Raw genomic sequence first — 22,736 nt, forward strand, 5'->3', positions numbered from 1 at the left:
CGGCACCGGTGCGCGATCACCCACTGTAGAGCCGAGCCCATGCTCGGCTGCTCTTCGCGGGATCCATCAAGCCGAGCATAGGCTCGGCTGTACAGCAGATCCACGCCATGCGTGGATGGCTGCTACGGCATCCAGCCCAGCAACTGCTGCAGGCGTTGGTGCGGGTCGTCCATCTGCAGCAGCTGCAGACGCTGCTGCTCGCTCAGTGGCAGCAGTTCGGCCAACCGCCAGCCGACCCAGCTGGCCTGGTCCAGCAGTGCCGGGTTGGCCGGCGCATAGGCCTCGCCAGCCTGTTCGATGATGTGCCCCAGCAGCGTGGCCAGCAGCGCGTGCTGCGGCCGCAGTTCATCGTCCGGGTCTTCCTCGCACCAGCGCACGTCGGCCACCACCAGGCCGTTGTCGCGCACGCGGGTGCGCTCGACGTGGAAGCGGCGGGTGCCGCGCAGGCGCAATTGCAGCACGCCGTCGGCGCCGACATCGAAGTCTTCGATACGCACCTGCACGCCATAGGCGGCCGGCGTCGCTGGTGCACCGACCTCCTGGCCATCGAGGATCAGGCAGACGCCAAACCCCTCACCACTGCGGCCGCTATCGCGGACCAGGTCCAGGTAGCGGCGCTCGAATACGCGCAGGCCCACCGCCGCACCCGGTACCAGCGTGGTGTGCAGCGGAAACAGGGGCAGCGAATCGTCGACGCTCATCGGGCCTGCAGGGCGGCGAGGAAGCGACGCGGCGCGCCGTCGAAGCCACCGTTGGACATGAACACCACGTGGTCGCCGCTGCGCGCGCTGGCCTGCAGTTGCGCCAGCAACGCGTCGGTATCCGGTACCGCGTGTGCTTCGCCGCGCACCGCGGCGATCACCGCAGCGGCATCCCAGACCAGTTCCGGGCGATGCAGGAACACCACTTCATCGGCCAGCGCCAGCGAGGGTGCCAGGGCCTGCGCATGTGCGCCCAGTCGCATCGAGTTGCTGCGCGGTTCCATCGCGACCACGATGCGCGCATCGCCGACCTTGGCACGCAGGCCTTCCAGCGTGGTGGCGATCGCGGTCGGGTGATGGGCGAAGTCGTCGTAGACGGTGATGCCGTCATGGCTGCCGATCACTTCCATGCGGCGCTTGACGCTGCGGAAGCGCGCCAGTGCCGGAATCACGTCGGCCGGTGCCACGCCCACCGCATGCGCGGCGGCCAGCGCGGCCAGGCCGTTGAGCACGTTGTGGCGGCCCAGCAGCGACCACTGCACATCACCCAGTGCCTGGCCGCGATGGTGCACGCGGAAGGCACTGCCATCGGCGGCCAGCAGTTCGGCGTGCCATTCCAGCGACGGATCGAATCCGAAGCGCTCGACCGGGGTCCAGCAGCCCATCGCCAGCACTTCGGCCAGATGCGGGTCCTCGCCGTTGACGATCAGTCGGCCACGCGCCGGCACCGTGCGCACCAGATGGTGGAACTGGCGCTGGATCGCGGCTACGTCCGGGAAGATATCGGCGTGGTCGTATTCAAGGTTGTTGAGGATGGCCACCAGCGGCCGGTAGTGCACGAACTTGCTGCGCTTGTCGAAGAACGCGGTGTCGTACTCGTCGGCCTCGACCACGAACTCGCGGCCCTGGCCCAGGCGGGCGGAGACGCCGAAATCTTCGGCGACGCCGCCGATCAGGAAGCCCGGCGATCGCCCGGCGCTTTCCAGCAGCCAGGTGAGGATGGTGGTGGTAGTGGTCTTGCCGTGGGTGCCGGCCACGGCCAGCGTGTCGCGGCCCGGCAGCACCTGCTCGGACAGCCACTGCGCGCCCGAAATGTAACGCTGGCCAGCATCGAGCACGGCTTCCACGGCTGCGTTGCCGCGCGAGAGCGCGTTGCCGATCACCACTTCGTCCGTCCCGGCCGGCACGCTGTCGGCGCGGTAGCCCTGGTCCAGGGTGATGCCCAGCTGCTCGAGCTGGGTCGACATCGGCGGATAGATGGCCTGGTCGCTGCCGCTGACCGAATGGCCCAGTTCCCGCGCCAGGGCGGCCACGCCGCCCATGAAGGTGCCGGCGATTGCAAGGATATGTACGCTGCTCATGACCGAGGATTGTGACCGATGACGGCTGTATAGGGCCAATGTCCGCTCCCGGGTAAGACAAGTCCTACACGGGATGTGAGAAAACTCCAATCTTCTGTCAGGGAATTCCCGATAGCGATGTTCTGTGAACCCGGACACAATTCGAACTGCCAGCCGCAGTACCCGAACCGGTCCTACTCCCCAAGAGGCCATCCCCAAGGGAGCTCATGCTGCGGGGCCCTGAGCAAGCCCTCTGCTGGCGCCTATCAAACGACACAGGCCTGATCCTCGCGGACCAGGCCTGTGTTTTTTTGTGCCCGAGGGGCCGGCAGCTCGCGCCGGCCCGGCCGGATCAGGCCTTGATCGCCGCCAGGATGCGGGCTTCGATCTCGTCCAGCTCACCGACGCCGTCGACGCGGGCCAGGGTGCCACGGCCGGCGTAGAAGTCGACCACCGGAGCGGTCTGGTCGTTGTAGACCTGCAGGCGCTGACGCACCGCTTCCGGATTGTCATCGGCGCGACCCTGCTCCTTGGCACGACCGGCAATACGGTCGACCAGCAGCTCGGTGGCCACGTCCAGCTGCACCACGGCATCCAGCGGCTGGCCGATCTTGGCCAGCAGGCCGTCCATCGCATTGGCCTGGGCCACATTGCGCGGGTAGCCATCGAGGATGAAGCCCTTGGCGACATCAGCCTGGGTCAGGCGCGACTCCAGCATGCCCAGCAGGATGTCGTCCGACACCAGGTTGCCGGCATCCATCACCGTCTTGGCCTGCTTGCCCAGGTCCGTGCCGGCGGCGATTTCCGCGCGCAGCATGTCACCGGTCGAAATGTGGGCGATCCCCAGCTTTTCCTTCAGGCGCGTCGCCTGTGTCCCCTTGCCCGAACCGGGCGGTCCCAACAGAACCAATCGCATTGACCTGACTCCAACGTGTTGAAAACAAAGAAGGTTCGCGTCCCGGACGGACCGGTATCGCTGCACCGCAATAGCGCCACTTTACCGCATCCGGGTAATGTCCCTGCAATGTCCCCTCCCCCGAGCAGGTAGAAGCATGCGCAACGGTACTCTCCTCTACGCCCAGTCCGGCGGCGTCACCGCCGTCATCAACGCCACGGCGGCAGCGGTGATCGAGCAGGCCCGGGCCAAGGGCATCAAGGTCCTGGCCGCCCGCAACGGCATCCTCGGCGCGCTGCGCGAGGAACTGATCGACACCAGCAAGGAGAGCGCTGCGGCCATCCGCGCGCTGGCCCATACCCCGGGCGGCGCCTTCGGCTCGTGCCGGGTCAAGCTGAAATCGCTGGACGCCGACCGTGCCCGCTACGACCGCCTGCTGGAGGTCCTGCAGGCCCACGACGTGCGCTGGTTCCTCTACAACGGCGGCAACGACTCGGCCGATACCGCGCTGAAAGTCTCGCAGCTGGCCAAGGCGTCCGGCTACGACCTGACCTGCATCGGCGTGCCCAAGACCATCGACAACGACCTGGCGGTGACCGACACCTGCCCCGGCTTCGGCTCGGCCGCCAAGTACACCGCGGTCTCGGTGCGCGAAGCGGCGCTGGACGTGGCGGCCATGGCCGAGACCTCCACCCGCGTCTTCATCTACGAGGCCATGGGCCGTCACGCCGGCTGGCTGGCCGCGGCCGCCGGCCTGGCCGGCAACGGCGATGACGAAGCGCCGCACATCATCCTGCTGCCCGAGCGCGCCTATGACGAGGCGGTGTTCCTGGCCAAGGTCAAGGCCGTGGTCGAACGTGTCGGCTATTGCGTGGTGGTGGCCTCGGAAGGTATCGCGACCGCCGATGGCCGCTTCGTCGCCGACGCTGGTGGCGGCAAGGACTCGTTCGGTCATTCGCAGCTGGGTGGCGTGGCGGCCCACCTTGCGGGACGGGTCAAGGACCAGCTCGGCCTGAAGGTGCATTGGGCGCTGCCCGACTACCTGCAGCGCTCGGCCCGCCACCTGGCCAGCAGGACCGACTGGGAGCAGGCCCAGGCGGTGGGCAAGGCCGCCGTGCAGCTGGCACTGAAGGGACAGAACGGCGTGATGCCGGTGATCGTGCGCAGCAGCGATGCGCCGTACCGCTGGAAGATCGAGGCGGCGCCACTGTCGAAGATCGCCAACCACGAGAAGAAGATGCCGGCAGGCTTCATCCGCCGCGATGGCTTCGGCATCACCGCCAAGGCACGCGCCTACCTGTCGCCGCTGATCAAGGGCGAAGCACCACTGCCGTACGGCAGCGACGGCCTGCCGAAGTACGTCACCCTGAAGAACGTGGCGGTGAAGCAGAAGCTGCCAGCCTTCGAGGGCTGAGCCGAAAAAGGGGACGGAGGGGATTAAGTCGCATCTGCCCCTCCGTCATCTCCTACAGCGTCAGCAGTGGGTCGGATACGACTTAATCCCCTCCGTCCCCTTTTTAGTGGAGGCACACCTTGGCACTGCGAGTTGTTCGACTGGGTACGCCGCGCGCTCCCGGCGAGGGCCTGCGTATCGGTACCGTGCGACGACCACCGCGCGGCGTGCCACGCAGCGAATTCGCGACACAGGACTGGTACGACGTCTGGTTCCCGACCCTGTCACCCAGCGCGGAACTGGTGAAGCAGGCGCACGAGGCAAAAACCGCGGCCGACTGGAATGCGTTCTTCCGCCACTACAGGGCCGAGATGAAGGCGCCCGATGCGGCCCACGCGCTGGACCTGCTGGCCGCGATGTCACAACACAGCGACATCAGCGTGGGGTGCTACTGCGAGGATGAAGCGCATTGCCATCGCAGGGCCCTGCGCGAGCTGCTGGTGGCGCGCGGGGCGACGCTGGCGAAGTGAAGATCGCAGGGTTGCCGGCCAGCGGCCGGCACTATGCGTGGATGACCGCGTGGGTACACCGCCCACGCAATTTCAATTGCAGGCCTTGCCTTCCATCTGCAGCTGCGCGGCGAACATCGTCACCTGCGGAATCTGGCCGGCGGCGGCCTGCTTCTTGGCCTCTTCCAGATAGATGCGCGACTGGCCCTGCCCGTCCAGCTCGACCTTGTTGCTCGACGGCAGGCGCCATACCCGCACCACGGCCTGCTGTGCCGGGCAGGCGGCGCTGGGAACGCGGATCACATCATTGAGCTTCCAGCCCTTGTCGGCGCTTGGCTGCGCCTTGGCGTAGTCGACGAAGCGCGCGCGCGGCTGGCACTGCTCGCTGGTACGCACGGCGGAGAAGCGATACGGCTCGGCCGCCTGACCGGTGAAGGCACCTTCCAGGCGCGCGCAGGCCTCGGGAATCTGCCGCAGGGTGTGCACCGCGCCCACGGCCTGGGGGGCACCCACGGCGCGCTGCAGCTCCGGGGTTTCCGCGGCGAGTGCCGGTACGGCCGGGACCAGGGCGGCAAGCATCAACAGGGACAGGCGCATGGGGGATCTCCTTCAGGACTCCGCGCAGGCTTGCAGAGGCTGGCTTAACGGGGTGCAAAGGCCTGCAGCTTTCGAATCATGCCCATGGACTGGCGGCATGCGCCGCGGTTCGCAGGAGCCAGTCGAGCACGGCTCGACTCTACAGTGCGCGGCACGCATACTGCGGGCACCAGGGAATGCTGAACACCGCCATACGTCGGACGACCACCAAGGTCGGTACGGGTTGGTTCCAGGCTGCAGCCCGTCGTCCCCCTCGTGGTGCCGTTCATCGCCACTGGATGCCTACATCCATTCTGCGGAGGGGTCTAATGCTGGAACGTCACGGGCTGTCATTGGCGCTGGGCTGCGCCATTCTCGCGATCCTGTTCGGAATCGTCTCGGCGCGCTGGATCCTGCGCCAACCCACCGGCAATGAACGCATGATCGCGATCGCCACCGCGATCCAGGAAGGTGCGCGTGCCTACCTCAACCGCCAGTACCTGACCATCGGCGTCGCCGGCGTGGTGCTGTTCGTGCTGGTCGGCATCTTCCTCAGCTGGTACACCGCGATTGGTTTCGCGGTCGGCGCGGTGCTGTCCGGCGCCGCCGGCTACATCGGCATGAACGTGTCGGTACGCGCCAACGTGCGCACTGCCGAAGCTGCACGCCACGGCATCAGCGCCGCAATGGACGTCGCCTTCCGCGGCGGTGCGATCACCGGCATGCTGGTGGTCGGACTCGGCCTGCTGGGCGTGGCCGGCTACTACGCACTGCTGCTGCGCATGGGCCTGCCGATGGAACAGGCGCTGCATGCCCTGGTCGGCCTGGCCTTCGGCTCCTCGCTGATCTCGATCTTCGCGCGGTTGGGCGGTGGCATCTTCACCAAAGGCGCCGACGTCGGTGCCGACCTGGTCGGCAAGGTCGAAGCCGGCATTCCCGAGGACGACCCGCGCAACCCGGCGGTGATCGCCGACAACGTCGGTGACAACGTCGGCGACTGCGCCGGCATGGCCGCCGACCTGTTCGAGACCTATGCGGTGACTGTCATCGCCACCATGCTGCTGGGCAGCCTGATGCTGGCCGAGGCCGGCGCCAACGCGGTGCTGTATCCGCTGGTGCTGGGCGGCGTGTCGATCATCGCCTCGATCATCGGCGCGCTGTTCGTCAAGGTGAAGCCGGGCGGTTCGATCATGGGTGCGCTGTACAAGGGCGTGATCGTCTCCGGCGTGCTGGCTGCGATCGCGTTCTACCCGATCACCACCGGGTTGATGAGTGACAACGTGCATGGGCCGATGGCGCTGTATGGCTGCGCGTTGATCGGGCTGGTGCTGACCGGCCTGATCGTGTGGATCACCGAGTACTACACCGGCACCCAGTACAAGCCGGTACAGCACGTGGCGCAGGCCTCGACCACCGGGCATGGCACCAACATCATCGCCGGCCTCGGCATCTCGATGAAGTCCACCGCACTGCCGGTGGTGGCAGTGTGTGCGGCAATCTGGGGCGCGTTCGCGCTGGGCGGCCTGTACGGCATCGCCATCGCCGCCACCGCGATGCTGTCGATGGCCGGCATGATCGTCGCCCTCGATGCCTACGGACCGATCACCGACAACGCCGGCGGCATCGCCGAAATGGCCGAGCTGCCCTCGGAGATCCGCGACATCACCGATCCGCTGGATGCAGTTGGCAACACCACCAAGGCGGTGACCAAGGGCTACGCGATCGGATCGGCGGCGCTGGCGGCACTGGTGCTGTTCGCCGACTACACCCACAACCTGCAGGCCGCGCATCCCGGGCAGGAATTCCGCTTCGACCTCAGCGACCACACGGTGATCATCGGCCTGCTGATCGGCGGCCTGATTCCCTACCTGTTCGGTGCGATGGCGATGGAAGCGGTCGGCCGCGCCGCCGGTGCGGTGGTGGAAGAGGTTCGCCGCCAGTTCCGCGAGATCCCGGGCATCATGCAGGGCACCGGCAAGCCGCAGTACGACAAGGCGGTGGACATGCTGACCCGCTCGGCGATCCGCGAAATGATCGTGCCGTCATTGCTGCCGGTGGCGGTGCCGGTGGTGGTCGGCCTGCTGCTGGGGCCGCGCGCCCTGGGCGGCCTGCTGATCGGCACGATCGTGACCGGCCTGTTCGTGGCCATCTCGATGACCACTGGCGGCGGTGCCTGGGACAACGCCAAGAAGTACATCGAGGACGGCCACTTTGGCGGCAAGGGCAGCGAAGCGCACAAGGCCGCGGTGACCGGCGATACCGTCGGTGACCCGTACAAGGACACGGCCGGCCCGGCGATCAATCCGCTGATCAAGATCATCAACATCGTGGCGCTGCTGCTGGTGCCGCTGCTGTAGATCCACGCCATGCGTGGATGAGATGCCCGATGGGGTCAGAGCCCTTTCCTCCGGAAAGGGATCCGACCCCATCGTCAATCACCGCCCGCGCAGGAAGAACGACACCGGCACCATCACTTCCACCGGGTCGCCGGCCACGTCGGCCGGCGGCGCCGGTACCGGGCTGGCGCGCTGCACGGTGTCCAGCGTCTCCTGGTCAAGCAGCGCGAAGCCACTGCTGCGGCCCAGTTTCAACCCCGAGACCGCGCCATCGCGGGCCACGGCAAAGCGCACGTAGACCACGCCCTGCTGGCGCAGCCGCTCGGCCTGGCGCGGATAGCGCCGATGCCTCTGCAGATGCCCGAGCAGGCGTCCTTCCCAGGTCGCCTCGGCACGACTGCGCTCACCCGCCGTGGTCTGCGGTGCGGTGTAGCGTGTAGCCGCGTCAGCCGCCACCTGCGGCGGTGCGCTGGTCTGCGCGACGTTGGCGTCAGCGGTGTCCGGCGACGGCGTCGGCTCCGGTGTACGCGGCGGTGGCAGGTCGCCCTGCGGCTGCACCGGCGCCTTGGGCTGTTCACGCAGGGCCGGCGTCGGCGCCTGCCGCTGCTGTTGCTGCTGCAGCGGCCCGGTGGCGACCTCGCGCGGCGGCACCGGCGGTGCCTGCGCCATCGGCGCCAGTTCCAGCATCAGTGCCGCGGGCGGCGCCGTTGCAGCCAGTGCTGGCGCACGGGCCGCCCACCAGCAGGCCGCGCCGATCAACAGCGCATGCACCAGCAGCACGATCGCCAGGCTGGTCGCCCAGCGCCGCAGTCCACTCATCGTGCGCCCTGCTCCAGGCCGACCAGCGCCACCTTCAGGTAGCCGGCCGCGCGCAGCGCATCCAGCGTGGCCATCAGTTCGCCATAGGGCACACGGGTATCGGCACGCAGGAAGATGCGCTGTGCGGTGTCTTCGTGGGTGGCGGCCTTCAATGCGGCAGCGAGTCCCTCGCGCGCCACCGGCTGCTCGCCAACGCGCACCGACAGATCGGCCTGCACGGTCACGTACACCGGCGCCTGTTCCGGCGGCGTGGCGCTGGCATTGCTGGCCGGCAGCTGGACCGGCACCGACACGGTGGCCAGCGGTGCGGCCACCATGAAGATGATCAGCAGTACCAGCATCACGTCGATGAAGGGCGTGACGTTGATCTCGTGCGCTTCTTCCGGTGCATCGTCACGGCCGGACGCGGTCCTGATCGCCATCGTCGTGCCTCAGTGCACCGCACGCAGCGGTGCCGCTGCGGTACGCAGCACGGCACGATCGAGATCGCGCGAGACCAGCTGCTGCACGGCCGCCGACAGATCGCCGAGCAGACCCCGCAGGCCGGCCAGCACACGGCTGAAGTGGTTGTAGACCAGCACGGCGGGAATCGCTGCGACCAGACCCAGCGCGGTCGCCAGCAGGGCCTCGGCGATGCCGGGCGCAACCACCGCCAGGTTGGTGGTGTTGCTCTGGGCGATGCCGATGAAACTGTTCATGATGCCCCACACCGTACCGAACAGGCCGACGAACGGCGCCACCGCGCCGATGCTGGCGAGCACGCCGATGCCACGTCGCTGCACGCGCGCGGTTTCCAGTTCAATGCGGTCCAGGCGCGAGGCGACGCGTTCCTTGATGCCGTCGCGGCTGTCCAGTTCCTGCGACAGGCGCAGCTCGGTGCGGACAGCGTCCAGCATGGCGAGTGCGGTGCCCTGCTGCAGGCAGGCCTCGGCGCTCTCGCCGGACAGGCTCGGCGCCTGCAGCAACAGCGTGCGCGCTGCGCGCAGCTGCCGGCCCTGGCGAGCCAGCTCCCAGCCCTTGGCCAGCAGCACGGTCCAGGTGGCCAGCGACGCCAGTGCCAGCGCGATCATCACCGTCTTCACCACCATGTCGGCGGCCAGGTACATGCCCCACGGGGTCAATGCGTGGGCGGCCACGGGGGCCAGGTCAGCAGGCAGCATCGTCTCGGTTTCCATCAGCATCAGGTGTCGCTGCGCGGCGGCGGGCCGCGCGCGGATCATTGGCGTCGTCCACTTCCACGACCGGATTGGGCTCCAGCCGCGGTGCGGGCCGACTGAGCACGTAGCCGGCGCTGACCGCGAAGAACAGGCCTACGCCCAGCAGCAGGCGCCAGGACGGGTGCGCACCCCAGCAGAACAGTGCGAAGCCCACCGCCATGCCGGCGCTGGCGAACGCCTTGCCCTTGCGTGACACCGCGCCTTGTTCGCGCCACAGCCGCAATGACGGGCCGTAGCGCGGATGCGCCAGCAGGCGCTGTTCGAACTTTGGTGAACTGCGCGCGAAGCAGCCCACGGCCAGGATCAGGAAGATGGTGGTCGGCATCACCGGCAGCAGCGCGCCGATCACTCCGAGGCCGACCATCAGCCAGCCCAGCGCGAACCAGAGCCAGCGCATCAGCGTTGCGCCGATAGGCGGGAGGCGTGCATCAGGCGAATTCCACTTCAACGTGGCCGTGCACGCTGCGGAACGCAGCATCGGCCGCATCGATCACCTGCTGCTCCTGCTCGGCGCTCAGCGGCACCGCGTCCAGCGCAGCAGTGAATTCACGCCAGTGGCGCGCAGCACCATCCGGATGCGCGGCCAGGTGGCGGGCGCCGAAATCGCGGTCCAGGCCCAGCTTGGCGGCCATCTTGTACAGCACCGTGCCGCCCAGGTTGGAGCCCTCGGCCACATACAGCCACCCCAACGCGGCGGGCAGTTCCAGATCAGACGGCAACGCCGCGATGTCGGCCCCCGGCAGGGTCTGCTCCAGATCCTGCAGGTCGCGCGCGACCTGGGTCAGGCGGCGGCGCTCGCCCAGGTCCGGCAGCAGTGCGTCCAGCGCAGGATTGGCATACAACGCATCGATGCTGCGGTGGAAGCGGTACTGCACGCGCAGGAAACGGGCGAAGTTGCTGCGGTCGGCGAAGATGTCGCCGGCCATGATGCGCTTGTCCAGCGCGCCATGGCTGTCGCGGGTGGCGGCCTTGAGCCGCAGGCTGCGGCTGTCTTCAGGGGCGATGTGTGCGTTCATGGGGATGCCAAAGGGGTCGTCCTGCTGTAGACGTTCGCCACGGGGCTTTCCCCAAGGCCATGTGCACCGATAATGGCGCATCCCTTCTTCCCGCAGGAACCGACGATGATCACCACCGAACCGCGCATGACCAACCTGTTCCTGCAGCTGGGCCTGGATGCCAGCGCCGAGGGCATCGCCCGCTTCATCCGCGAACACCAGCTGGCCACCGACGTGGAAGTGGTCGAAGCACCGTACTGGAACGATGCCCAGCGCCAGTTCCTGTCCGAGTCGCTGCAGGCCGATGCTGCATGGAGCACAGTGGTGGATGAGCTGAACGAGTCGCTGCACGAAGATGCGGTGAAGGCGGCGACCGGGCTGTAAGCGGGCTACGCAGGCTCGCTGGGGTCAGAGCCCTTTCCGCAGGAAAGGGATCCGACCCCACCACTCATCCGCGACCGATCAGTACTTCCAGGTCAACGCCAACCGCGCGGTACGGCCCGGGGCCGGCATCACGCCCAGGGCAAGCGGGTCCAGGTAGTAGCGGTCGGTCAGGTTGTCCACGCCGGCTTCCACCGACAGCTGGTCGTTGAAGCTCCAGCTGGCGAACAGGTCGACCAGGGTGGTCGGCCGGTACAGCTGCTGGATCGCCGACAGGCCCACGTTCCAGTCCTTGTCCAGCTTGCTGATCGGGCCGGCGTTGTGGACCACGCGGGTGCCGAAGGTCAGGCGCTCGTCAAACAGGCGCGAGCCCAGGGTCAGGTTGACCATGTAGCGCGGCGGGTTCTGGGTATTGGTGTACGAGCCCTCGAAGCCGCCGTCCACGCAGTTGGGCGTGTTGGCCAGCTCATCGTTCCTGCGCTGCGCACCATAGGCACGGCGCTCGGCGGCGATGTCCGGCGCGCAGGTCTTGGCCTTGAAGTAGTAGTGCGCGGACAGGTCGGCGAAAACCTTGCCGCTGTCATAGCTGGACTGGAACTCCATGCCCGAGACCTTGAACTGGTCGACGTTGCGGATCAGGCCAGCCGACAGCGTGCGGTAGTCGCGGGTGATCAGGTCGTCGATGCGGGTATCGAAGTACGCCAGCTTCAGCGCCAGGCGGTCGCCGGCGGTGAACAGGTCATAGCGGATGGTGCTGGCACCGATCTCCCAGCTGCGCGCACGCTCCGGCTTCAGCTCGCCCACCGGCTTGGCGGCGGTGAACAGACCCAGCGTGGTCTCGAACAGGCTCGGCAGCTTGGTGCCTTCGGCGTACTTCACGTAGACCATGGTGTCTTCGCTGAAGCGGTAGGCCACGCTGGCGGTCGGCGAGAACGCGGTGTCGCGGCGACGGATCGGCTGCGACCAGGTCCAGCTGACCGGCACTTCCAGGTCCTGCGCCTTGCCGGCGTCGTAGAAGTTCCAGCCACCGATGTCGCCCACCGTGCCCTTCTTGTACGGTGAAGCCAGCAGCGATTCCTGGGTGAAGTTGCCGTTGGCGTCCGGATACCAGTTCAGCAGCGCGATGCGCTTGGCCCGCCACGACGGCAGCGCCGGGTTGCCATTGAGCAGCTCGGTGTAGCGGTACTGGCCCTGCACCTCGTAGGCATCGGGCGTGGCCAGGCGGTTGCGGTCGTGCACGTCCACGCGGTTCCAGCGGCCGCCGGCCAGCAGTTCCCAGTGCTCATCGGGCTGCCACTTCAGCGAGGCCACGGCGCTGTATTCCTTGCGCTCGGCGTTGCGCAGGAAGCGGTTGTTGATCAGGTCATCGTGCATGACCGGCCCCGAGCTGCCCGGTGCGATGTCCTCATCGCTGTAGGACAGGCCGTAGTCGAGGGTGAATGCACCGGCGCGGGTATCGAACTTCGAGGTATTGCTGGCATCCAGGCCGAAGCGCTTCTGCCGCAGCGGATTGCGGTAGGCATCCTTGTAACCGGGGTCGCCACTGAAGCTGGGCGCGTCGTACCACTCGGTACGACGATCGAAATACCACGGGGTGATGCCGGTCAGGCTGTTGTACATCACGCTGTCGGTGTCGGTGTACGCGGCATTGACGCGCAGGTCGACCAGCTCGCTGTCCGGGTTGAAGCGATAGCGCAGGGTGTAGCTGTCCATGTCGACGTGGCCCGGATCCCATTGCGGAATGCGGTCACGATCGACGCGGATGATCTGCGAGGCCATGATCTCGCCGGCGGTGCCCTCGTAGCGGCGGTAGCCCGCTTCCAGGGTCTGTGCATCGTCGATGCGCCAGGTGCCCTTGAGCAGCGCCGACTTCGAGCGGGCCGAGGTATTGAAGACCTCGGTACGCGGCGGGTTCAGCGGCGCCAGTGTGCGCCGAGTCTGCGGGAAGTCGTCGTAGCCGTGCTTGCCGGAGAAGTAGTTGCCATTGTCGCGGTAGGCGTAGGCGGCGACCAGATCGAAGCGATCCCAGTGTCCCGCAGCGGCGACGTTGAAGAACTGGCTGCCGGTGGCGCTGCGATCGTTGCGCGGCGCGGCACTGTAGGAAGGCAGGTTGTTGGCGCTGTTGTTGGCCAGGCCGCCACGCACGCGCACGCCGAAATCCCGGCCTTCGCGCAGCACGTCACCGATCTTCAGCGTCTCCATCTCGACCACGCCGCCGATGCCACCGGAGGCGTTGGCCTGCAGGCTCGGGCCTTTGGTGATGGTCAGGCTGGAGATCAGGTCCGGGTCGAGGTAGGTGCGCTGCGACTGGCCGGCATAACCACGGTAGGTATCGATGCTGGACTGGCCACCGTCGATGATCACCGGCACGCGGCCCTGGCCCTGGATGCCACGGATGTTGACGTCGAAGCCGTTGCCCACGCGCGGATCACCGGCGGTGACGCCAGCCACGCCCTTGACGATGTCGCCGTTGGACGTACCGCGGAATCGCTCCAGGTGCGTGCGGTTGAGCGTGGTGGTGGAGCCGACGCTGCGATAGCCGTCGAGCAGCCGCGCCTCGTCGCTGGTTGCGCCGCTGTCGATACGGTCGCCGGCCACGCTCAGCGTATCGGTGACGATCACACCGCTGTCGGCCTGCGCCGACGCTGCCGCTTCCAGGGTCACCGCATCGGCACTGACCCGGCGCACCGCCAGGCCACTGCCCTGCAGCAGGTGCTGCAACGCCTCGCTGGCCGACAGGCTGCCGCTGACCGCACGCGAGGTCACACCCCGGGCCAGGGTGGCCGGGTACACGACCTGCACGCCGGACTGGCGCATGTAGCTGCGCAGCGCCTCGTCCAGTGGCTGCGCGGGGATATCGAAGCGCTGCACGGCAGCGTGGTCACCGCTTGCATCCTGCGCGAGTACGGAGGGCGCGGCGCTGGCCAGGCCGGCCGCCAGCAGGGCGATGCACAGGCGGGACGGGCGCGGCATGCGGCCCGGACGATGGAGATCGAACATGGGGGAACCTGTCAGGTAATCGGTGCCGCGGGCGCGGCGACATCCGCAACACGGGCGGACACGGCGACGTACTGGCGGCGGCGGGTACGTTCACGGAGTAAGACGGATGACAGCGTGGCAACCCCAAGAGCGATTTGCGGCCGCGGCAGGTGCCGACCGCTGGGCGGCACAGGGACGGTCATCCACGCATGGCGTGGATCTACTGCACGATGGCGACGCCGAATGGCAGACGAGTAACCCGAAGACCTGCTGTTGCCGCCAACGCATCCAGCGCCTGCTCCGGGCGATCAATGCGCAACGCTGCACTGACAGCCGGCAGCTGCGACAGATCGCCACGCACGAAGGTCGGGCCAGCGCGATAGCGCCCGACCCACTGCACGGCGTCGGCGACGCTGGCCTGCTCCAGCAGCAGTTCGCCCTGCCGCCACGCGCCGACACTGTCGGCCACCACATCCTGCAGACGCGTCACGCCACTGCGCTCGCCATAGACCGCACGCTGTCCCACCTGCAGATAGGTCCAGCCACCGTCGACCGGGCTGGCCACACGCACCCTGCCCTGCCCGACCTGGGTTTCCACCCGGCCATCGCTGCGTGCCACGCTGAAGGCAGTGGAGATGTCTTCGACCAGGCCATTGCCAGCGCGCACGCTGAAACGTCGCTGCGCATCCGGGCTGACCTCGAACCAGGCCCGCCCGCGCAGCAGCTCGATCTCGCGCGCATGTGCATCGAAACGCACGGCAATCGCACTGTCCGCATCCAGCACGGCGCGACTGCCATCGGGCAGATTCACGCTCTGCACGACATGCGTACTGCGATGGTCAGCCTGCAGCCGCAACCAGGCCTCCGGCCATGCCACCAGCATCGCCAACGCAGCTGCAGCGGCCATTGCCCAGCGCATTCGATGCGGGCGCCGGCGTCCGACGGGCGTGGCCTGCGGGCGTGGTCCGACGCTGCGCCACAGCGCGCGCTCGTGCTCGAAGGCGCGGCGGTGCCCCGGCTGTGCCAGCCAGTGCTCGAACTCGTGCATGCGCCCCTCGCCGATGTCACCCGAGGCCAGCCACGCGATCCAGCCCCGGGCCTGTTCGGCCAGGGCATCGTCATTGGCGGCGGGCAGCGTGTTCGGCGGGCTCATCGGCTGGCGGACAGGCGCATTCAAGCGCGGGCGGAGGAACTAGACCGCATCCACGGTCCAGTGATCAAGACGTTTCAGCGAGGGCCAGCCCCAAGCCGGGGCGTTCATCGGCCGCTGCGCGCCCAGGCCAGGCGTTGCAGCGCGGTGCGCACATGGTTCTCGACGGTAGTCACCGACACACCCAGACGGCGTGCGATCTCGGCCTGGGTCAGGCCCTGCAGGCGGTTGAGCCGGAAGATGGTGCGGGTCGGCTCCGGCAGGTGTCCCGCCGCGTCGAGCACCCGCTGCAGCTCGTCCTGTGCCATCGCCTGCTCCTCGGTCGAGATCACCTCGTCCGGCCCCCACAGGTAGTGGTCGGCCAACAGACGGTTGCGCCGGGTCGATTCGCGGCCATGGTCGGTGGCCAGGTTGGCGGCCAGCCGGTACAGATAGGCGCGCGGGTTGTCGATGGCCTGGCTGTCGTCGACCCCGCGCGCCTTGAACCACACCGCCTGGATCACGTCTTCGGCGCCGTTGTCGCCCCCCAGGATGCGTTGCACCCGGCGCAGCAGCGCGGGCCGCTCGCGGATCAGCAGTTCGGTGAGGGAGGCGGCATTGGAGGACATGCGCGGAACCGGGACGACAGACGGAAGGCGCCGCGCATGCTACTCCGTTAATGAGAATCAGTCACGTTCGCATCAATGGATGCACCCGGTCAGTCCGTCATAGACGCTCTGCGAGGTCCCCGGCAGCGGGTCATGCAGGGGATTGCGCGCGACCAGCGCGGCATGGAAGGCTTCCACCGGGGTTCCCGTCACCAGCGGCAAGCGGCACAGCCAGGTCGGTTGCCGGGCCACGATCGCGCCATCGCTGCGGGACACCTCCAGATCGCTGGCGGCGAATGCCCACAGGCACTCATGGATGGTTCCCCGCACCGCATCCACCGAACAGCGCAGGCGCAGCGCCCGGATGTCGCTGTATTCGCCCTCGCAGAAGGTGTCGCCACAGATCGCGTCGAAGCCATGCTGCAAACGGCCTTCCAGAGCAAAAAAGCGGTCCCAGTTGGCCTCCTGGTGCGGGTAGTCGATCAGGTCGACATAGGGGAATGCCTGTACCGGCGGCGCCATCAGCAGCGCGCAGGTCAGGCCGATCGGCAGGGCAGATGCTTTCATGCGGGAGCTCCTTGGGATGAGGGTTCCAGCCTGCACCCGGCGTCCCGACGTCCCCATCGGGCAACCCCACCAGCACGTGTGGGCGGCCGCCGTGCCGTACTGTCGGCCCCCGCCCCTGCACAGCGCCCGGCAAAGGCATAAAATGGGGGGCTATCCGTCTACATCCCCCACCTGGAGCACGACCATGGGTCTGGAACTCGTCTCGCCCGGCAAGAACCCGCCGGAAGAAATCAACGTCATCATCGAGATCCCGAAGGACTCGGAGCCGGTGAAGTACGAAGTGGACAAGGAAACCGGCGCGATCTTCGTCGACCGCATCCTGTCCACCCCGATGCGCTACCCCTGCAACTACGGCTACGTGCCGAGCACCCTGTGCGGCGACGGCGATCCGGCCGACGTGCTGGTGGTGCTGCCGCTGCCGCTGGTGCCGGGCTCGGTCGTGCGCTGCCGTCCGGTCGGCGTGCTGAAGATGAGCGATGAGGCAGGCAGCGACGAGAAGATCCTGGCCGTGCCGGTCTCGAAGATCTTCAGTGGCTATGCCCACGTCGAAGACATCGCCCAGGTGTCCAGCCACTGGCTGGAGCGCATCGGCCACTTCTTTGAGCACTACAAGGACCTGGAGAAGGGCAAGTGGGTCAAGCTGGACGGTTGGGGCGGCGCCGCTGAGGCCAAGCAGATCCTGATCGAGGCGCACCAGCGCCATCTCGACAGCAAGGCCTGAGCCTGAACCGGATTGCTCCGGCAGGCCCTGCCGGAGCGATGCGGGTCACGTTTCACGACGACGGCACATCACACGTGCCGCCGTATTAGGTAAATTGCGTCACTTCACACGTCATCGACATCCATCGTCGAGACAGCCAGGGGAATGTGTCGTGCGTATTCTGCTTGTTGGGGATGCAGCCAGCCTGCCGGCCGAGCTGACCGAATTCATTGCCGATCTTGGGGAAGACTGGCAGCCGCTGACCGCCACTGATGGCCAGACCGCGATGACCGCGGTGGCTACGCAGGGTGTGGATGCGGTGATCGTCTGCCCGCAGCTGCCGGACCTCAATGCCACCACGCTGCTGGGCCAGATCCGGACGTTGCGCCCGGAAACCATCCGCATTGCGCTGGTGGATGCCCAGCATGGCAACCGGCCGCCGCCGGCACGCCTGATCGGTGTCGCTCACCGTTTCCTGCCGTTGCCACTGGCACCGGAAGTGCTGCTGGAAGCGCTGACCAGCCTGGAAGAGCTGCGCGAAGTACTGGACAGCCCACGCCTGCGCGATGCCATCGGCCGTATCGAGAAACTGCCTTCGCCGCCGCACCTGTACCTGAGCCTGACCCAGGCGCTGGAGCATGACGACGACGCCGACAGCGCCGACGTCGCCAAGCTGGTGGCGGCCGACCCGGCCATTGCCGCCAAGGTGCTGCAGCTGTCGAACTCGGCGTTCTTCAGCCAGGGACGCACCATCGCCGACCTGCGCACGGCAGTGACCCGCCTGGGCCTGTCGACACTGCGCGACCTGGTGCTGGCCAGCGAGGTGTTTTCCGCACCCACGCTGTCCACCGCCGAACGCAATTCGCTGCAGCAGCGCGCCCTGCTCGCTTCGCGCCTGGCCGCGCGCCTGCTGCCCGAATCCAGTGCCGAACTGGGCGCGACCGCCGCACTGCTGGCCGACATCGGCCTGCTGCTGCCCGGCGTACGCAACGAACGCAGCGAGCCGACGCTGGCCGGTGACACGCGCCCGGGCCACGCGGAAGCCGGCGCTTATCTTCTCGGCCTGTGGGGCCTGCCGATGCCCATCATCGAAGCGGTGGCGTTCCACCTGCAGCCGCAACGCGCCAATACGCGCAGCTTCTGGGTGACCGGAGCGGTGCATGTGGCGCTGGCGCTGGTCAACGGCGATCCGGTGGATGAGGACTACCTGCAACGCGCGGGTGTACTCAACAGGCTGCCGCAGTGGCGGGAGCATGCCAATGCGTTGATGGGACTGGTACCCAGCGACGCCTGAGCCCCCTGCATGCCAGGAAGACTCAAGGGGCGCGCCTGACGGCGCGCCCTTTTTTGCATCAGCGCGCGCCGCAGGCGTCCTGCACGCAGTGACGATACTGCAGATCGCACAGAACCTTCGACTTGCCTGCGGCCAGGCATTCCTGACGCAGCTCCTCGCAGTACAGCCCGCCACCACAGACGCCCCCGGTCTGGGCAAACACCGCACCGACCAGCGTCGCATAGATCAGTGCAGCGGCAGACAGCTTGTGCAACAGCGTGCTCTTCATCTCTCTCTCCATGTGCAGGCGTCCGTGAGTGGACCCGTCAACTGTGTTGAATACGACATGACAGGAATGAGACTCCACTCACCTTCCAACATGTTTCGGAATTTCCCTACAAAAAAAGAGGGCGGACCTTTCGGTCCGCCCTCCCGGTACTGCTATCGCACTTCGAACGATCAGAAGCGCTGGGTGTACTTCATGTACAGGAAGCGACCGACGTCGAAGCCGCCGTAATAGGCGAAGCTCGAGTTCGGCTGGGTGAACATGATCGGACCCTTGTGGTCAAACACGTTGTTGGCACCCAGGGCGATCGTGGCATCCCACGGCGCCTTCCAGCTGACCTGCAGGTCGTGGAAGGTGTTCGAGCCCGTCTTGCGCAGCGGCGACTTCTCGCCGTTCTGATAACGGTCGGCGACGTCGCAGGGACGGTTGGCCACGCAGGCTTCGTTCATGCCCGAGTAGTAACGCGCCATGTAGGACACACCGAAGTCACCCTTCGACCAGGTAACACCGACGTTCGAGCGCAGACGGAACAGGCCGGCTTCGCCGACACGGCCGATGGTGATGTTGTTGCCATCAGCATTCTGGCCCTGCTCGTCGTACTTGGACAGATAGCTGGTCTGCCAATCGATGTTGAACTGGCCGATCGCCAGTTCCGGCAGGCGGTACTTGATACCCAGATCGTAGCCTTGGGTCTCCATCTGGCCCAGGTTGGCCAAACCATAGGTCATCGCGGAGATGTGGCCATCGCCAGCACGGGTGTGACCGGCGCAACGGGCCGAATCACCCAGCACGTAGCAGTCGCGCAGGATACGATCGACGCTGTCGGCGATGATCATGTCGCTGATTTCGTACTTGTACCAGTCCAGCGAGATGTCCAGACCCTGCACCCAACGCGGGCTCCACACCACACCCACGGTGGTGCTCTTGGAGGTTTCCGGCTTCAGTGCGGAGTTGGAACCGGAAATGAACTGGTCCGGGGTAGCGCACGGGGTCGAGGTGCAGGGAACAAGGCCCTGACCCAACTGCGTGTAACCCACCGGCACACCACGCGAGGAACAAGCGCCGTTGCCATTGACCGAGCCCGGAGCGGTGACGCCGCAGGGATCGGTGTAGGACTCGAAGCTGCTGCTCAGGCCACCGTACAGATCATCGATGGTCGGGGCGCGGAAGCCTTCAGCCCAGGTGCCACGGACCAGCAGCTCGTCCAGCGGGCGCCAGGTGAAGCCGAACTTGGAATTCAGGGTGTTGCCGAAGTTGCTGTAATCCGAGTAACGGGTCGCAGCATTCAGGGTCAGCTCCTTGGCGAACGGCATGTCGGCGAGGACCGGCACGTTCAGCTCCAGGTAGACTTCATCCAGCGAGTAGTCACCCTGGGTGGTCTGCTTGCCCAGACCGGTGGACTCACCCGACTGTGCGAAGGCGTCCGGCGAGAAGCGGCCTTCTTCCTTGCGGTGCTCCACGCCCACGGCGAAGCCCAGATCACCGGCCGGCAGGGTCACGATCGAACCGGACAGGTTGGCGGTGAAGCTGGTGGTCTTGGTCAAACCGGTGTCGGTGAAGTACGGGAACAGGAACGACTGGGCAGCCGGGTCAGCCAGCGAGCCATTGCCTGCCACGCCGTACGGCAGCAGCGGGTTCCACGGACGGCAATTGCTGGTGGCCAGCGGGTCAGCCATGCTGGTGCCGCAACGGGCCACGCCGTCCGGACCAACGAACGAAGCACCCAGCGCCTGGCGCGAGGCGATCAGGCTCATGTCGCCGTGACCGGTCTTGGTCGATTCGTTGCGGTTCCACAGCGCACCGACGTCCCAGTCGAAAGTCCTGCCGGCGAACTCGAAGAAGCCGCTGACGCTCGGCGCAAAGCGCAGGGTCTTCAGCTTGCTTTCGGTGGTACGCGGCATTTCCCACAGACGGCGACGGAAGGTGAGGTCCTGATCGGTCGGGTTGAACGCGCTGTCCTTCGACAGCGGGGTATCGAACGAAGCCGACTGGTACGGGTAACCGGCGATCTGCTGGTTGGTGGTGCGCTCGTTGTAGATCACGTCCGCATTGAACGCGATCGAGTCGGTGAAGTCGTAGTTGCCGTTGACGTACAGCGACTTACGCTCGATGCCGGTCTGCACCATCATCTGCTCGTTGGCATTGACGGCGTCAGCACTGGTTTCCAGACGGTAGTCCGAACGCTTGGTCGGGTCGCCGCCATCGCGCAGGGTGTACCAGCGCTGGTCGTTCGGACCGATGTAGCCGGGTTCACCCTTCTTCAGGTCGGGGGTCACGCACGGGTCGCAGAAGCCACCCTTCTGGTTGATCGGGCTGGCACCCGAACCCGGGTAGTTCGGGCCGGCGTTGCCGTCACGGCTGAACCAGCGGTCCTTGGCCCACACCGGGTCCTGCTTGGAGTACTCGGCGGCCAGCGTCACACCACCGCGCTCGCCTTCGCTGCCGAGGGTGAACGAATAGGTGGTGGTGTCGCCGTCGCCCTTGCCGTACTGGCCGACATAGACACTGGCTTCAGCACCGTCAAAGCGCTTGCGGGTGATCACGTTGACCACGGCGGCGATCGCGTCCGAACCGTAGATGGCGGAGGCGCCATCCTTCAGGATTTCGATGCGCTCGATGGCCGACATCGGGATCTGGCTCAGATCCTGGTAACCCGAAGTGGTCGCGCCCAGGCGCTTGCCATTCATCAGCACCAGAGTGCGCTGGGCGCCCAGGTTGCGGATGTCGACGTAGTAGCCGCCGACGTTTTCGCCGGAAGCCAGCGATTCCGAACGCGAGATGGCCGGGGAACCGGCCGAGGTCAGGTTCTGCAGGACGTCGGCAACCGAGGTGTAGCCCTGCTTTTCCAGGTTCTCACGGCTGAGGGTAACGACCGGCTGCTGGGTTTCGACTGCAGCGCCGCGGATACGCGAGCCGGTGACCGAAATGCGGTCCAGGTCGGTGGTGCCCTTTGCTTCCTGAGCCGAAGCAAAGGCCGGCGCCAGCGCCAGCGCGATGCCGGCCGGCAGCAAGCCGAACCGCACTGCGGGATTACGAACGTTCATCAATCTCTCCAAGGTACGTGTTAGCAGCGTGTTAAAACACCCCAGCACGTTACGATTGCGTTGCAGCGCTGTATTTGCGCGAACCAACCGGAGACTTTGCAGATTGTGGCGGCAGCAAGCCGCCGTTCTCCCTGAAGCGCGAGGCCGACTGGCCGTAGCGGGCACGGAACGCACGCGCGAAGCTGCAGCAGTTGTCGAAACCACTGGCCGCAGCGACCTCGCCGACCATCATGTCGGTGTCACGCAGCAGGTCGGCGGCGCGCTCAAGGCGCAGGCGTGCGGAGAGCGACTGCGGGCTTTCTTCGTAGAGGCTCTGGAAGGTCTTGGAGAGATACCAGCTGGAAAAATTGGTCAGCTCGGCCAGTTCACCGATGCGCACCACGCGGTGGCTGTTGCCTTCCAGGTACAGGCGGGCACGCTGCATGCGGCCGAACACCTGGCGCTTGCGGCTGCGCGAACGGCCCGGGCAACGCTGTACGTTGTCGGCCAGCCCACGCTGCAGGCCTGCCAGGTGCAACAGCAACGGCCGCAGGGCCTGTGCCGGCTGCCCGCTGGCCAGCGCGTCGCGCCACAGGCGCAACGCAACGCGGGCATCGCCACGGTTCATGCGGCCACGACCTGCATACAGGCCACAGTCGGCCATCTCGGCCAGCACGCGCAGCGCTTCGGCGTTCAGGTTCAGGCCGACGCACAGCCCGTTTCGGCCGGCCTGCACCAGCGGCCGCGATTCCTTCTCGAAGGCGATCCACTCGCCCTGGCGCAAGCGGAAGCGTCCTTCCTTGGCTTCCACCCAGGAGCTTCCACGCACCTGCATCCAGACAGTGAAGCTGCTGCCGGCGGTCTGCAGGCTGCCCAGCCGGGCCACGCCCAGGCAAGTCGGCGCAGCATCATCGAGCGACCGGTCCAGAGAGACGGATTGGCCGCGATCGGCCAGCGAGAGTTGACGCATGGGGGCACCACGGATTTGCCTAGTACAGGACTCCGTTTT

22 protein-coding genes are annotated in these 22,736 nt (G+C 66.9%); 6 read left to right on the forward strand and 16 right to left on the reverse strand.

Annotated features, from left to right (window positions below):
* Positions 1–122: 122 nt before the first annotated feature.
* The 3 genes from D5301_RS00310 to D5301_RS00320 all read right to left on the reverse strand — a co-directional run bounded on the left by D5301_RS00310 (position 123) and on the right by D5301_RS00320 (position 2,957).
* Entirely contained in the window at positions 123–701 is a 579-nt protein-coding gene (locus tag D5301_RS00310) for an LON peptidase substrate-binding domain-containing protein (protein WP_110713526.1), read from the reverse strand.
* Positions 698–2,062, reverse strand: coding sequence for a UDP-N-acetylmuramate:L-alanyl-gamma-D-glutamyl-meso-diaminopimelate ligase (gene mpl / locus D5301_RS00315; protein ID WP_110713528.1), 1,365 nt, complete (start codon positions 2,060–2,062; stop codon positions 698–700). Before mpl ends, D5301_RS00310 begins: the two co-directional genes overlap by 4 nt.
* 331 nt (positions 2,063–2,393) lie before the next feature.
* Complete coding sequence (locus D5301_RS00320; RefSeq protein WP_110713530.1) at positions 2,394–2,957, reverse strand: adenylate kinase; 564 nt, start codon at positions 2,955–2,957, stop codon at positions 2,394–2,396.
* A 136-nt stretch (positions 2,958–3,093) separates the two neighbouring features.
* On the opposite strand from D5301_RS00320, the gene D5301_RS00325 reads away from it, so the two are divergent.
* Together D5301_RS00325 and D5301_RS00330 are read left to right on the forward strand one after the other, a co-directional pair.
* Positions 3,094–4,350, forward strand: a complete 1,257-nt coding sequence (locus D5301_RS00325) for a 6-phosphofructokinase (RefSeq protein ID WP_153854460.1) — start codon at positions 3,094–3,096, stop codon at positions 4,348–4,350.
* Between the two features lie 119 nt (positions 4,351–4,469).
* Entirely contained in the window at positions 4,470–4,859 is a 390-nt protein-coding gene (locus D5301_RS00330) for a DUF488 family protein (RefSeq protein ID WP_153854461.1), read from the forward strand.
* Between the two features lie 72 nt (positions 4,860–4,931).
* Here the strand turns inward: D5301_RS00330 and D5301_RS00335 are convergent, their stop codons facing one another.
* Complete coding sequence (locus tag D5301_RS00335) at positions 4,932–5,435, reverse strand: hypothetical protein (RefSeq protein ID WP_153854462.1); 504 nt, start codon at positions 5,433–5,435, stop codon at positions 4,932–4,934.
* 308 nt (positions 5,436–5,743) lie between these two features.
* Between D5301_RS00335 and D5301_RS00340 the strand changes: the two genes are divergently transcribed.
* On the forward strand, positions 5,744–7,771 hold the full coding sequence (locus D5301_RS00340; RefSeq protein ID WP_071228169.1) for a sodium-translocating pyrophosphatase: 2,028 nt from the start codon (positions 5,744–5,746) through the stop codon (positions 7,769–7,771).
* Positions 7,772–7,849: 78 nt separating this feature from the next.
* On the opposite strand, the gene D5301_RS00345 is transcribed toward D5301_RS00340, so the two are convergent.
* From D5301_RS00345 to D5301_RS00365, 5 genes are read right to left on the reverse strand one after another with little or no spacing between them, the layout of a single operon-like run.
* On the reverse strand, positions 7,850–8,569 hold the full coding sequence (locus D5301_RS00345; protein WP_110713537.1) for an energy transducer TonB: 720 nt from the start codon (positions 8,567–8,569) through the stop codon (positions 7,850–7,852).
* Positions 8,566–8,991: a TonB system transport protein ExbD gene (gene exbD / locus D5301_RS00350; protein ID WP_110713538.1), complete on the reverse strand. Its 426-nt coding sequence runs from the start codon at positions 8,989–8,991 to the stop codon at positions 8,566–8,568. Before exbD ends, D5301_RS00345 begins: the two co-directional genes overlap by 4 nt.
* Positions 8,992–9,000: 9 nt before the next feature.
* Positions 9,001–9,729, reverse strand: coding sequence for a tonB-system energizer ExbB (exbB, locus tag D5301_RS00355; protein ID WP_194936597.1), 729 nt, complete (start codon positions 9,727–9,729; stop codon positions 9,001–9,003).
* The gene (locus D5301_RS00360; protein WP_110713541.1) at positions 9,716–10,183 is read right to left on the reverse strand and encodes a YbaN family protein; all 468 of its coding nucleotides are present in this window, start codon (positions 10,181–10,183) and stop codon (positions 9,716–9,718) included. Before D5301_RS00360 ends, exbB begins: the two co-directional genes overlap by 14 nt.
* Before the next feature lie 31 nt (positions 10,184–10,214).
* Positions 10,215–10,802, reverse strand: a complete 588-nt coding sequence (locus tag D5301_RS00365; RefSeq protein ID WP_012512028.1) for a biliverdin-producing heme oxygenase — start codon at positions 10,800–10,802, stop codon at positions 10,215–10,217.
* Positions 10,803–10,907: 105 nt separating this feature from the next.
* Here D5301_RS00365 and D5301_RS00370 point away from each other — a divergent pair, with 105 nt between their 5' ends.
* Positions 10,908–11,165 carry a DUF2789 domain-containing protein gene (locus D5301_RS00370; RefSeq protein ID WP_010483993.1) on the forward strand — a complete coding sequence of 86 codons (258 nt, stop codon included), beginning with the start codon at positions 10,908–10,910 and terminating at the stop codon, positions 11,163–11,165.
* A 78-nt stretch (positions 11,166–11,243) separates the two neighbouring features.
* On the opposite strand, the gene D5301_RS00375 is transcribed toward D5301_RS00370, so the two are convergent.
* From D5301_RS00375 to D5301_RS00390, 4 genes are all read right to left on the reverse strand, one after another.
* The gene (locus tag D5301_RS00375) at positions 11,244–14,162 is read right to left on the reverse strand and encodes a TonB-dependent receptor (protein WP_153854464.1); all 2,919 of its coding nucleotides are present in this window, start codon (positions 14,160–14,162) and stop codon (positions 11,244–11,246) included.
* A gap of 199 nt (positions 14,163–14,361) precedes the next feature.
* The gene (locus D5301_RS00380) at positions 14,362–15,294 is read right to left on the reverse strand and encodes a FecR domain-containing protein (RefSeq protein WP_153854465.1); all 933 of its coding nucleotides are present in this window, start codon (positions 15,292–15,294) and stop codon (positions 14,362–14,364) included.
* Between the two features lie 104 nt (positions 15,295–15,398).
* Positions 15,399–15,899, reverse strand: coding sequence for an RNA polymerase sigma factor (locus D5301_RS00385; protein WP_014038389.1), 501 nt, complete (start codon positions 15,897–15,899; stop codon positions 15,399–15,401).
* A 72-nt stretch (positions 15,900–15,971) separates the two neighbouring features.
* Positions 15,972–16,445: a hypothetical protein gene (locus D5301_RS00390; protein ID WP_110713546.1), complete on the reverse strand. Its 474-nt coding sequence runs from the start codon at positions 16,443–16,445 to the stop codon at positions 15,972–15,974.
* Between the two features lie 184 nt (positions 16,446–16,629).
* On the opposite strand from D5301_RS00390, the gene ppa reads away from it, so the two are divergent.
* Positions 16,630–17,166 (forward strand): inorganic diphosphatase, encoded by a 537-nt coding sequence (gene ppa / locus D5301_RS00395; protein WP_005410935.1) that lies wholly within the window; start codon positions 16,630–16,632, stop codon positions 17,164–17,166.
* Positions 17,167–17,317: 151 nt separating this feature from the next.
* On the forward strand, positions 17,318–18,439 hold the full coding sequence (locus D5301_RS00400) for an HDOD domain-containing protein (RefSeq protein ID WP_110713547.1): 1,122 nt from the start codon (positions 17,318–17,320) through the stop codon (positions 18,437–18,439).
* 58 nt (positions 18,440–18,497) lie between these two features.
* Here D5301_RS00400 and D5301_RS00405 read toward each other — a convergent pair whose 3' ends face one another.
* From D5301_RS00405 to D5301_RS00415, 3 genes are all read right to left on the reverse strand, one after another.
* On the reverse strand, positions 18,498–18,707 hold the full coding sequence (locus tag D5301_RS00405; RefSeq protein ID WP_010483987.1) for a hypothetical protein: 210 nt from the start codon (positions 18,705–18,707) through the stop codon (positions 18,498–18,500).
* A gap of 170 nt (positions 18,708–18,877) precedes the next feature.
* Positions 18,878–21,748: a TonB-dependent receptor gene (locus D5301_RS00410; RefSeq protein WP_110713548.1), complete on the reverse strand. Its 2,871-nt coding sequence runs from the start codon at positions 21,746–21,748 to the stop codon at positions 18,878–18,880.
* Between the two features lie 49 nt (positions 21,749–21,797).
* On the reverse strand, positions 21,798–22,697 hold the full coding sequence (locus D5301_RS00415) for a helix-turn-helix transcriptional regulator (RefSeq protein ID WP_110713550.1): 900 nt from the start codon (positions 22,695–22,697) through the stop codon (positions 21,798–21,800).
* Positions 22,698–22,736 lie beyond the last annotated feature (39 nt).

Origin of the sequence: Stenotrophomonas sp. MH181796, assembly GCF_009659995.1 — a bacterium.
Classification (GTDB): domain Bacteria; phylum Pseudomonadota; class Gammaproteobacteria; order Xanthomonadales; family Xanthomonadaceae; genus Stenotrophomonas; species Stenotrophomonas riyadhensis.

Bases quoted from the DNA above. Each gene is read 5' to 3' on its own strand.
- D5301_RS00310 (WP_110713526.1), bottom strand. From the start codon at position 701: ATGAGCGTCGACGATTCGCTGCCCCTGTTTCCGCTGCACACCACGCTG.
- mpl (WP_110713528.1), bottom strand. From the start codon at position 2,062: ATGAGCAGCGTACATATCCTTGCAATCGCCGGCACCTTCATGGGCGGC.
- D5301_RS00320 (WP_110713530.1), bottom strand. From the start codon at position 2,957: ATGCGATTGGTTCTGTTGGGACCGCCCGGTTCGGGCAAGGGGACACAG.
- D5301_RS00325 (WP_153854460.1), top strand. From the start codon at position 3,094: ATGCGCAACGGTACTCTCCTCTACGCCCAGTCCGGCGGCGTCACCGCC.
- D5301_RS00335 (WP_153854462.1), bottom strand. From the start codon at position 5,435: ATGCGCCTGTCCCTGTTGATGCTTGCCGCCCTGGTCCCGGCCGTACCG.
- D5301_RS00340 (WP_071228169.1), top strand. From the start codon at position 5,744: ATGCTGGAACGTCACGGGCTGTCATTGGCGCTGGGCTGCGCCATTCTC.
- D5301_RS00345 (WP_110713537.1), bottom strand. From the start codon at position 8,569: ATGAGTGGACTGCGGCGCTGGGCGACCAGCCTGGCGATCGTGCTGCTG.
- exbD (WP_110713538.1), bottom strand. From the start codon at position 8,991: ATGGCGATCAGGACCGCGTCCGGCCGTGACGATGCACCGGAAGAAGCG.
- exbB (WP_194936597.1), bottom strand. From the start codon at position 9,729: ATGCTGCCTGCTGACCTGGCCCCCGTGGCCGCCCACGCATTGACCCCG.
- D5301_RS00360 (WP_110713541.1), bottom strand. From the start codon at position 10,183: ATGCGCTGGCTCTGGTTCGCGCTGGGCTGGCTGATGGTCGGCCTCGGA.
- D5301_RS00365 (WP_012512028.1), bottom strand. From the start codon at position 10,802: ATGAACGCACACATCGCCCCTGAAGACAGCCGCAGCCTGCGGCTCAAG.
- D5301_RS00370 (WP_010483993.1), top strand. From the start codon at position 10,908: ATGATCACCACCGAACCGCGCATGACCAACCTGTTCCTGCAGCTGGGC.
- D5301_RS00375 (WP_153854464.1), bottom strand. From the start codon at position 14,162: ATGTTCGATCTCCATCGTCCGGGCCGCATGCCGCGCCCGTCCCGCCTG.
- D5301_RS00380 (WP_153854465.1), bottom strand. From the start codon at position 15,294: ATGAGCCCGCCGAACACGCTGCCCGCCGCCAATGACGATGCCCTGGCC.
- D5301_RS00385 (WP_014038389.1), bottom strand. From the start codon at position 15,899: ATGTCCTCCAATGCCGCCTCCCTCACCGAACTGCTGATCCGCGAGCGG.
- D5301_RS00390 (WP_110713546.1), bottom strand. From the start codon at position 16,445: ATGAAAGCATCTGCCCTGCCGATCGGCCTGACCTGCGCGCTGCTGATG.
- ppa (WP_005410935.1), top strand. From the start codon at position 16,630: ATGGGTCTGGAACTCGTCTCGCCCGGCAAGAACCCGCCGGAAGAAATC.
- D5301_RS00405 (WP_010483987.1), bottom strand. From the start codon at position 18,707: ATGAAGAGCACGCTGTTGCACAAGCTGTCTGCCGCTGCACTGATCTAT.
- D5301_RS00410 (WP_110713548.1), bottom strand. From the start codon at position 21,748: ATGAACGTTCGTAATCCCGCAGTGCGGTTCGGCTTGCTGCCGGCCGGC.
- D5301_RS00415 (WP_110713550.1), bottom strand. From the start codon at position 22,697: ATGCGTCAACTCTCGCTGGCCGATCGCGGCCAATCCGTCTCTCTGGAC.